Source organism: Synechococcales cyanobacterium T60_A2020_003 (assembly GCA_015272205.1).
Lineage (GTDB): Bacteria > Cyanobacteriota > Cyanobacteriia > RECH01 > RECH01 > JACYMB01.
On record JACYMB010000282.1, the window covers coordinates 1 to 9892 of the forward strand.

At 52.3% G+C, this 9892-nt stretch carries 9 protein-coding genes; 3 read left to right on the top strand and 6 right to left on the bottom strand.

Going from position 1 to position 9892, the window contains the following annotated elements; all coding sequences use genetic code 11:
- Positions 1-501: 501 nt before the first annotated feature.
- The 5 genes from fba to IGR76_13970 form a co-directional block, all read right to left on the bottom strand.
- Complete coding sequence (gene fba / locus IGR76_13950; GenBank protein MBF2079581.1) at positions 502-1581, bottom strand: fructose-bisphosphate aldolase class II; 1080 nt, start codon at positions 1579-1581, stop codon at positions 502-504.
- A gap of 167 nt (positions 1582-1748) precedes the next feature.
- A complete protein-coding gene (locus tag IGR76_13955; GenBank protein ID MBF2079582.1) occupies positions 1749-2288 on the bottom strand; it encodes a DUF3122 domain-containing protein in 540 nt (179 codons plus the stop codon).
- Between the two features lie 15 nt (positions 2289-2303).
- A complete protein-coding gene (locus IGR76_13960; GenBank protein ID MBF2079583.1) occupies positions 2304-2717 on the bottom strand; it encodes an HNH endonuclease in 414 nt (137 codons plus the stop codon).
- Between the two features lie 2 nt (positions 2718-2719).
- Positions 2720-3073: a hypothetical protein gene (locus tag IGR76_13965; GenBank protein ID MBF2079584.1), complete on the bottom strand. Its 354-nt coding sequence runs from the start codon at positions 3071-3073 to the stop codon at positions 2720-2722.
- Positions 3074-3124: 51 nt separating this feature from the next.
- A complete protein-coding gene (locus IGR76_13970) occupies positions 3125-5893 on the bottom strand; it encodes an SMC family ATPase (protein ID MBF2079585.1) in 2769 nt (922 codons plus the stop codon).
- A 470-nt stretch (positions 5894-6363) separates the two neighbouring features.
- Between IGR76_13970 and IGR76_13975 the strand changes: the two genes are divergently transcribed.
- The 3 genes from IGR76_13975 to IGR76_13985 all read left to right on the top strand — a co-directional run bounded on the left by IGR76_13975 (position 6364) and on the right by IGR76_13985 (position 8058).
- Positions 6364-6906, top strand: a complete 543-nt coding sequence (locus IGR76_13975) for a hypothetical protein (protein MBF2079586.1) — start codon at positions 6364-6366, stop codon at positions 6904-6906.
- 108 nt (positions 6907-7014) lie between these two features.
- Positions 7015-7521: a BamA/TamA family outer membrane protein gene (locus IGR76_13980; protein ID MBF2079587.1), complete on the top strand. Its 507-nt coding sequence runs from the start codon at positions 7015-7017 to the stop codon at positions 7519-7521.
- Positions 7522-7563: 42 nt separating this feature from the next.
- Complete coding sequence (locus IGR76_13985; GenBank protein ID MBF2079588.1) at positions 7564-8058, top strand: BamA/TamA family outer membrane protein; 495 nt, start codon at positions 7564-7566, stop codon at positions 8056-8058.
- Positions 8059-8176: 118 nt separating this feature from the next.
- Here the strand turns inward: IGR76_13985 and IGR76_13990 are convergent, their stop codons facing one another.
- Positions 8177-9592 carry a TldD/PmbA family protein gene (locus IGR76_13990; GenBank protein ID MBF2079589.1) on the bottom strand — a complete coding sequence of 472 codons (1416 nt, stop codon included), beginning with the start codon at positions 9590-9592 and terminating at the stop codon, positions 8177-8179.
- Between the last annotated feature and the right edge of the window lie 300 nt (positions 9593-9892).

Genomic DNA, 9892 nt, shown 5'->3' on the forward strand with positions numbered 1-9892 from the left:
CACTGCGGTTCAAAGGTTGGGCAGAAGTCATCGATGTCACAAAACAGGTCTTCTAGACTAAACATGGGGCAGGTCAAGGGGGGAAAACTTAGCACTTTCAGCCTCTCTAACCTGCCCCTCTCTTATCCCGAACTGACGTTAATGTATCGATCTGCTGCATGGGCAGGGGCGATCGCAAATCCTTGGACTCCGACTAGTGCAATCATGAGAAATCCAAAGAAGGAAGCTAGGACACGTCGAAATGATGTCTTAAATCGTTGTATAGAACGCATACCTCTTAAATTCGTCTTTTCCAAGTTCCCACGAACCCCACTATCTATCCCTCTTTCAAAGGGTCAAGATTCAAATATCCATTGGAAAGAGAATTGAGGTGAACAACGAGTTAGGTGGTTAGCGATGCCTGTCGCATCAGATAATATCCCAAAAAATTAAAGAGCTAGATAGAGATACCTATCTAGCTCCATGTATAGAACTTTAGATGTTCAGGTCTTTAACCTAGGCTTATACACCTACGGCTTTCTTGGCAACTTGGTTGAGTTCGCCTTTGGCGTACTTCGCAGCGTACTCTTCCAGGGAAACCTGCTTGATTTTGCTTGCGTTACCCGCACACCAGAACTGCTGGTAGCGGTCTGCACAAACCTTCTGCATGTACTTAATGGAAGGCTTCAGGAAGTGACGGGGGTCAAATTCCTTAGCATTGCTAGCAAGGGCTTCGCGAACCGCAGCAGTAATTGCCAAACGGTTGTCGGTATCGATGTTGACCTTGCGAACACCGCTCTTGATGCCCTTTTGGATCTCTTCAACGGGTACACCGTAGGTTTCAGGGATTGCACCACCATACTGGTTGATCAGCGCAATCAGATCTTCGGGTACGGAAGAGGAACCGTGCATGACCAAGTGAGTGTTGGGCAGACGGCTGTGGATTTCTTCGATACGGCTGATTGCTAGAATTTCGCCAGTCGGCTTACGGGTGAACTTGTAAGCACCGTGGCTGGTTCCAATTGCAACGGCCAGAGCATCTACTTGGGTACGCTCTACGAAGTCAACGGCCTCATCGGGATCGGTCAGCAGCATGGAGTGATCCAGTTCGCCTTCGAAACCGTGACCGTCTTCTGCTTCACCCTTTCCAGTTTCCAGAGAACCGAGGCAACCCAGTTCACCTTCAACAGACGCACCGATTGCGTGAGCAACCTTTACCACTTCGCTGGTCACAGCCACGTTGTACTCATAGCTAGAGGGGGTTTTAGCATCTGCTTCCAACGAACCGTCCATCATAACGCTGGTGAAGCCGTTCTTGATGGCGGAATAGCAAGTCGCAGGCTCGTTACCGTGGTCTTGGTGCATCACAATGGGGATGTGGGGGTAGGTTTCCACAGCAGCCAAGATCAGGTGACGGAGGAAGTTCTCGCCCGCGTACTTACGCGCACCGCGAGACGCTTGCAGAATCACAGGGCTATCGGTTTCATGAGCAGCCTGCATGATCGCCTGGATCTGCTCCATATTGTTCACGTTAAACGCAGGAATGCCGTAACCATTTTCGGCCGCGTGATCCAGCAGCAGTCGCATGGGGACGAGCGCCATAGGTGATCCTCCTAGTACTTTTATTAATGAGTCAGTCTTTAGACAATCTTTAGAGTTATCTTAAGGTATTTTTTGACCCAACGCGAGGGATTTCTAAATTCACTGGGAAAAAATACCTATTAACCATAGAGACATTGTAGTTTTTTTTGGGTATCCATCAGCAAAAATCAATTCTCCAGGGAGCAGTCCATCGTGGCACAAGTGGCGATCGCCTGCCATTCCTGAATAGCAACCGGGGGCACTTTGAGGAGAATGGGGTTGCCATCGACGACAGGGAGGGAGAGTCGGATCGGTTGAGTGGGGTCCAGTTGCGACAGGATTAGGGAGAGATCGTACTGGGCGACGTTGGGATAAAGCGGGCTGTTGGGCGAAATCAGAGCAGTTTCATCAGCTAAAAGCAGCGGTTCGGCATCGGGGCGGAGGAGGGTGAGCGATCGCCCATGATCCACCGTTGCAGAACCAGGAAAGGTGATCAGCCGTAGGTACACCGGAGTAATACCGAGGTCGCCAACTTGACGAAAGGCGATCGCTTTCCAGCTATGGCGATCGATGTCGTACAGAGTTTGCCAGGATTTGTAGAGCATTTGCCCGTTCACCTGTTCGGTTTGAAACTCTGCCCAGGCGGGTGTAATGGGTGTGACGAGGGCGATCGCGACTAGAAACAGGCACAAGGTTGCAATACGGATAACGGATCGAAGAGAATTCATGGTACTCCGCTTATTTCAAGGGTATTGTCCAATCGCAAGTAACTGTTCTCGTTCCTGTACGCGATCGGGATCATTAAGCTGAAGGATGGAGACACTAACCCTCGCTTCTGGAGTTAGCGGAACAATAATGGCACCATCAAGGGAAAAGTGGTCTTGCCAGTTCTGCACTCTAGGGTTGAAGAAAGGGGTGAGCTGGTTTATTTCCGGATCAATAGAACCAAGATCGGTGCCTTTGGCACAGTTACAATACGGGTAGGCTAAAGCTAAATTTTCCAGAGAGGTTTCTCCCCCGTGCTTTTCGGAAATAATATGCTCCATTTCGAAGGCCAATAACGTTAAGCGTTGAGGGAATAGACAATATTCGCAGCGATCGCCCGCGCGTTCAATCACCCGACGGCGAAGAGCGGCTGGCACGTAAGTACTCATCACTATTACTGAAGCTGGGCGAAGGCACGGGTCTTAGCCAGCCATACCAGATGTTCTAACGTTAGATATCGCTCTAGCTCAGCTTCTCCCTTTGCAGACAGTGTTCCTAATTGACTTTGAGCCAGTAGATCACTGACTCGCGCTTGAAACTCTGGAGAAGGACGAAGGGCAAGAATTTGTTCTGGAGTCGGTTGGCTAGCCAGCAAAAGCATTATCTCTTGCTCATCTAAAACGGTGGATTGTCGTTGCTGAGCTTGAAACTCCTGTAAACCCAGCTCAATCACATGTGGAAGTTGTCCCTGAAACTGCTCTAGTTTCTGAGCGAGGTCATCGGGTATCTCGATTGTGATGTGTGCCATACCGAGTCAGGAGCGAGAGAATTACTTTTTATTATAGAAATGAGCGAATGCCTATCCGAGCATTTCGCGCTCGACTAGGATGATGTTTTCGGTAACTTGCTCGAAGGTGTCATCATGGCTGATCACAAACAGTTGCCGGAAGCTCTTGATATTGGCGATCGCCTCTGCCAGGGACTGCCGACGGGGTTTGTCCATATTTGTGGTCGGCTCATCAAAAAACGCGACATCGATATCTGCCAGCACTTTCAGTAAGGCCAACCGAACAGCGAGCGCCGCGCACATCTGCTCCCCACCAGAGAGATTGGCAAAGCGGCGGGTGTGGGCTCCTTCCTGCACCAGAATTTCGTAGTCCCGTGTCCATTCCAGCGCGACGTTTTGACGATTGAGCAACTCGCGGAACAGCTTATCCGCTTCTTTGGAAATGGCTTGAACGTACTGTTCAGTAATCCGGGGCCCTGCTTCTTTATAGACCTTGCGGGCAAAGGAAATGAAGCGTTTCACTCGCTCCTGTTCCTTGAGATCAGCCTGGGTGCGATCGCGCTTTTCGGCGGTGTCTTGGAGGGTTCTCAATTGGAAGTCGATAGATTCGAGGAGCTTACGCTGTTGGGGCAGTCCGCCTGCGAGTTGATCGGCCTGGCGGCGAGTATCAGTGTAAAGGGTTTCGATGCGCTGCCACTCTTGGGGATCGTAGGTTTTGAGCAAGGCATCGTAGTCTTTCTGAAGGGTTTGGCGATCGCGCTCCAATCGTTCTAACTCCACGTGGGCAATGTTCAAGTTGGCCTGAACCGTGGCGTATTGCTCTGCATCGTTGTGGAATTGCAAGTACGTTTGGTAGCTGGATTGGTGCTGCTGCCGTAATTGGGTTTGCTGCTCAATGTCAGCCTCCAGATCCTCAAAGGCCTGAAGCTGTTGGGTTAAGTCCTCCACTTCTTTTTCTAGATCGGCATAGCTGGCCTTGAGGCGATTGCGCTCAGCTTCGAGTTTGGGAATTTGCTGCTGCTGTTGTTCGAGGAGTTGGGCACGCCCTTTGGGATTTTCGAGGGCTTGCAGTTGGGTCGTAAGGTCAGAGAGGCGGGTGCGAAGTTTATCCTGTTGCTGAATTTGGGTTTCGAGGTCTGCGATCCGCTGGCGGGTTTGTTCGCCATCTTGCTGGAGTTCGGCTTTCTGCGTTTCCTTGGCATCTAGGGAATCGGCGATCGCGCGATCGCGGTAGGCTTGCTCCAACTGGGATTGCACCGCTTTAAGCTGGGTCTTGAGCTTGGTTTCCGACACCTGTTCGCCCAAATCCGCCAAAATTTGCCGGAGGGTATTCAGCATCTCGCCCGTGAGGTCAACGCCCGCCTGGATCGAATCGCGGACGGTGGCGATCGCGTCGGTGGCGAGCAGGGGCACGGCGGCCTGAATCTCCTCTAAGGTCGCGAGGGCTTGGGTTGCCTGGACTTGGTAGCGATCGCGCTGGTCGGTGCTGTTGGACACTAACTGGTGTAGCTCGGCCTCGAATTGGGTGGCGGCGGCGAGGCGGCTCAACTGTTGCTGGAGACGATCGCGCTGCTGTTCTAGGTCGGGAATAGCTGCAACCTGCTGGCGAAGGGTCTGAATCTGCTCGATCTCTTGGCTAAGCTGTCGCCACTGCTGCCGGAGGCGTTGCAGGTGTTGATCCAACTTATCTTTTTCTAAAACGCTAGCCTGAAGCGCTTGTAGGCGGTGGGTGAGTTCCGTTTGTTCAGTTTCTAGTTCTTGCTGCTGTTGAACCCGGGGTTGGAGTTGAGCCAGTTCTGTTTTGAGTTGAGCAAGGCGATCGAGTTCTACGGTGATACGGGTTACATCCGCTTGTTTGGTCGCCAGGAGTTTTTGTTGGGTGTCTCGCTGTTTTTGGAGTTGTCGCTGCTGTTTGGTGCGCTCCTCTAGCGCCCGCAGCGATCGCTCTGCCTTGAGATACTGTTCGTAACCCTCCCGGTGAGTGTTGCAGCGTTCTACCGCCTCTGCTGCCCGCTGAACGGATTGCTCTAAAAGGGCGATCGCCTGTCGTTTGCCGTCAAGTTGGGCATCTCCGGTTTTGATCTGGTTTTCTAGGGTTTGAACCTGTTGTGCCTGAGCGGAAAGGCTATTTTTGGTCGCTTCCAACTCCGTGAGATGGGCGTTGAGGCGGGTAAGCTGGGTTTCCGCTTGGGTAATATCGTCAGTAATCTGTTGCTGCTGGGCTTGAAGCGGTTCCCACTGTTGCAGGGCATCTTCATATTGGGCGATCGCCTGTTGTAGTCCCTCGATCTTGCCTTTGGCGAATTTCTCCAAGGACAGCATTTTTTGGTTGGTTTGCTTGTATTCCTCAACCTTGAGAATTCGGTCAAAGACTTCTTTTCGCCGCTCTGCTGTTTGCAAAAAGTCAGCAGTGAAGGTGCCCTGGGGAACGCCAATCGTGTTGGCAAAGAGTCGCCCCAGATCCGTCCCCGGTGCAACGCCCAAATGCTCCCGCAGCCAGGGCAGCACTTCATCCTCAATCCGCTTGTATTCCAAGCTTTGGTTAATCTGGGGATCAAAAATTGTGTAGCCGTCTCGCGTGCAGCGTTTGACCAAGTAGGTGCGCTGATCGCGGTTAGAAATGAATTCAACGGTGGCTTGTGCAGTCGAGGCATCGTTGCAGATCAGATCCTCGTTGCGGTACACCCCTCGGTAGTTGAATAACGTCCAAGCGATCGCCTCTAAGATACTGGTCTTGCCTGCGCCGTTTTCGCCACAAATGGCGTTGGTGCCCGGTTGAAAGGTGAAATGGCGATCGCGGTGAGACTTAAAGTTTTTCAGGGTGACGGAGAGAATTTGCATGGCAGACTATATCATCATCGGAAGCGGTGGCGTGGAGCGATCGCAGATTTGGGTAAAAGTCTGCACTGATTAGCCATCCAGTAGGCTAGGACGCATTTGATCGTTCCACCATTGGGCAGTTATGCTCCTATGTTAAATTCATCAGCTATTAAATTCATCTTTGATAGTTTTGGTGCTTGAATCTAAAGCAAGTTCAAGAGGAGCATCCCAATTTTGTACGGGTAGTGCGAGCGTCCCGCTCGCGGGCAAGATGCCCGCACTCCAGACATTGATAAATTTGCAAATGTGGAATGCTCCCAGTTCAAGGCAGTTGGTGCCATGTGTGTGTTGAGGACATAAAAATGCGAACCCCCTATTCATTTAACCTAATCAAAGCGGCTGGATATCGACTGCCCATTATTATTGCTGGGCTTTTGCTGACACCTACAGCAAGCTGGAGTCAAGAAGAACCCATTGTTTAGGGTGAGCCGTTGGCCTCTTCAGCCGATGAGACTCTCCCTATAACTCTCGAACCCGATCCGAATGGGGCGATCGTCCCTACACCCCTACTAGCAGCCTCTGCACTGCTACCAGAAACAGAAACGGACGCAAGCGAACCCATTCCACCTTTGGTATCACAGCAAGCATCCGACTTACTCCCATCCCCCGGAATTCGTGACTTTGACCATCAAACCCTCAATCTCATTGCTCAAGGTGAACTCCCCGAACAAGAGCTGGAGCAAGAGAGAATCCTCGAAGACGATTCGGTGCCTGCTGGCAATGGAGAGGTTATTCGTGAGATTCAAGTGCGCTATGTCGATCGCGATGGGCAACCAACCGAGGGTAAAACACGGAACTTTATCATCACGCGAGAACTCGATTTACAGGTGGGTGATGTCTACGATCCAGACAAAGCATGGCTTAGCCTTACCCGCATCGTGGACTTAGATGCCGTCCAAAATGCCAGCATTGAGCTTGAACCGACGGCAACTCCTGATGAAGTCGTGATGGTGGTTAATGTGCGGGAAGCCTGAACGATTGGTATCCTGAGCGGCACCCAGTTTGAACGCCCCTGGGTACTCCAAGGCATTACCTTGCCCCGTCCCGTGTGGCCTCGCCCCGGACGAACCCCCGGATTCTAAATTCCAGGAAGCGTCGTCTGGCAAAATATTGGCGGGAATGATCAGAACCTCACCTTTGGCATACTTGGCGGGGATGAGTCCGCAGGGACAGCGATCACCTGTTCTGATCCCTGGATTGGCGAGTCTTCAAACCGACTGGGGTACGCGGTTAACTTGGGTTGGATGAGTACGTTAAGTTCCAACTTCAACGGTGGCGAAGATGACGTCGCGTTGCCCAATACCGATGAAGACTTTTGGGAGCAACGAGTCGGTGGTGGTTTCCAAATTATGCAGCAACCAACGCCAGAGTTCGGATGGGCGGCAGGTTTGTCCTACCAGTTGCTCTCGGTGCGAAATGGGATGTTTAGCAACAAGCTCTTTTCCGAAGATGAGTTTGGTAACACCCTCACCCTGAGCGACGACGGAACTGACACCCTTCTTACAGCTAACTTTGCGTTATATCTCAACGAGGCGAACGATCTGCTGTACCCCACCAGCGGTACCCGTGTTCAGTTTGGGTTGGATTAGTCGATTCCGGTGGGCGATGCGGATGTGTTCTACACACGCCCGATGGCTAACGTCACCCAGTTCATTCCGCTATCGTTTATCGAAGTAGACGACACCCCCAGTACGTTAATCCTGAATCTCCAAGGCGGTTCCTTGCTCGGGGATGCTCCACCCTACGAAGCCTTTAGCCTGGGGGAATCTGGCTCGGTTCGAGGGTATACCGGAGGGGATGCGGCCAGTGCCCAGACCTTCCTCCAGGGAACCGTGGAGTATCGCGCTCCCTTTGCGCTGATCCGGTGGGGCGATGGGTTTGTCGGGAGCCTGTTGGGAGAATCGACACTCCTGGCGGTGAGCATCTTTTTCGATTATGCAACGGGCTTTGGAACCCAAACCTTTGTCATCGGTGAACCGGGCGTTGTGCGTGGCAAACCCGGTGATGGCTTTGGGGGTGGAATTGGGCTTCTCGCCACATCTAATCTAGGACTATTCCGGTTTGAGCTGGGCTTTAATGATCAGAGCGATGCTGTGTTCTATTTCAATATTGGCGATCGCTTTTAAGCTCTAACCGTTAGTACGGGCAGGTTTAGAAGACGAACCCTAACGGATATCAGGCTTTAGCACCAAACCCGCCCCTTGTATCTTCAGCGATAGATAACCCGTCCCACCCCCGTAACGTTTACGCTTCAAACTCTTCGTCTGCGGCTTCACCCCCCACCACCACATTTCGAATCCGGAGGCTGGGGCCACCACAGCCCACAGGTAAGCCATTCTGGCCACCCTTACCGCACCCCCCCGACTCATCCCAGAAAAAGTCGTCGCCGATTGCCTCAATATCCGCCAGAGTTTTAAACACATTGCCCGACAGCGTGACATCACGAACAGGTTCCGCTAGTTTGCCATTGCGGATCATCCACGCTTCCCCAGCCGTGAAGGTGAACATTTCCCCATTGGTCATGCCCCCCAGCCAGTTTCGCGCATAGACTCCTTCCGGGATGTCTTGGATCAGATCGGCAGCGGGCGTTTTGCCTCGCTCAATCCAGGTATTGGTCATTCGCACAATCGGCGGATAGTGATAGTTGAGGCAGCGGGCGTTTCCGGTGGGTTTTTCGCCCAGTTTGCCCGCTGTTTCGCGGGAATGGAGCCGTCCAACTAAAATACCGTCTTTAATCAATTGGGTCGTGGTGGCCGGCACCCCTTCATCGTCATAGTAGTAGCTGCCGCGATGCCCTTTGGGAGCCGCACCATCAAAGATTTGTAAGTCGGGTGAACCAAAGCGTCGCCCCAGGGTCATGACTTCTAGTAAATCGGGACTTTCGTAGGCCATGTCTGCTTCAGAGAGATGTCCAAACGCTTCGTGGACAAAGAGTCCTGTCAGAATTGGATCAATCACCACGGTATAGGTGTTGCCCTTCACGGAAGGAAGCGATAGGGCATCAACGGCTCGCTGCGCTGCCCCCCGCACTTGGTCGTCCAGGTTTAACAAATCTTCGTAGGCTTTGCGTGATCCGGTGGTTTCCCGTCCGGTTTGCACCGTTTCACCATTGCGGGCGGTCGCGGCAAACCGCATTTCCATATCGACCCAGGATTGCTCGATCAGCGTTCCGTCAGAAGTGGCGAGCATGATCCGATGGGCGCTGTCTCCATAGCGAACCGAAGTCGTTGTAATCTGGTCATCCAGGCTCCGCAAAATTTCAGAATAATGACTGCATAGCTCTTTCTTTTGAATGAGGGGAACATGACGGGGATGGGTGCCTGTCAGCGGTAAGGCACACAGAGTTTGGATCGGATCGATGGGCGCTAGCAAGGTTTCATCATCGCCTAAATAACGAGCGGCGGCGATCGCCTCTTCCACCCGCTGAGTCAAAGCGGCCAGGTTGTTAAAACTGGCGAAGCCCCAGCCGCCTTTGTGACATGCTCGCACTTGACCACCGGTGGAAATGCCTTCGCTCAGCGTTTCTACCTTGCCACCTCTCAGCAAAATATCGGTGCCTTCGGCTTCCTCCAAGCGAATCGCGAGGTAATCCACCTGGTTTTGGTAACGGGCGATGATGTCTGAGAGCAGACCTTTGATGTCAGTTAAACCTGTAGGCATGGCGTGTTCCTGGGGGATGGATGGAGGGTTGAGAACGTCACTCAATGGGCTGAAGGCACAAACCTGATTTCTATTGTGCAGTATAGAAGAATCAGTCTGCGGTAACTCGGAAGCTTTCCTTGAAGCTTACGGGTCATCCCAGGAGCAGCCACGGGCGATCGCCCGACTCATCCGGATGGAGCATTGAGCCGTTCGTATTCTCTTTGCACAAATCCCCCTCACTACACTTACTATGAATACTCCCCTATAGAACCCATTTGAGATCTCAAGGAGAGGCAGCAAGGCGCTTAAGCATCAGCC

Excerpts from the sequence above, each read along its gene's own strand:
- fba (MBF2079581.1), bottom strand. The coding sequence starts at position 1,581 with ATGGCGCTCGTCCCCATGCGACTGCTGCTGGATCACGCGGCCGAAAAT.
- IGR76_13955 (MBF2079582.1), bottom strand. The coding sequence starts at position 2,288 with ATGAATTCTCTTCGATCCGTTATCCGTATTGCAACCTTGTGCCTGTTT.
- IGR76_13965 (MBF2079584.1), bottom strand. The coding sequence starts at position 3,073 with ATGGCACACATCACAATCGAGATACCCGATGACCTCGCTCAGAAACTA.
- IGR76_13970 (MBF2079585.1), bottom strand. The coding sequence starts at position 5,893 with ATGCAAATTCTCTCCGTCACCCTGAAAAACTTTAAGTCTCACCGCGAT.
- IGR76_13985 (MBF2079588.1), top strand. The coding sequence starts at position 7,564 with ATGGCTAACGTCACCCAGTTCATTCCGCTATCGTTTATCGAAGTAGAC.
- IGR76_13990 (MBF2079589.1), bottom strand. The coding sequence starts at position 9,592 with ATGCCTACAGGTTTAACTGACATCAAAGGTCTGCTCTCAGACATCATC.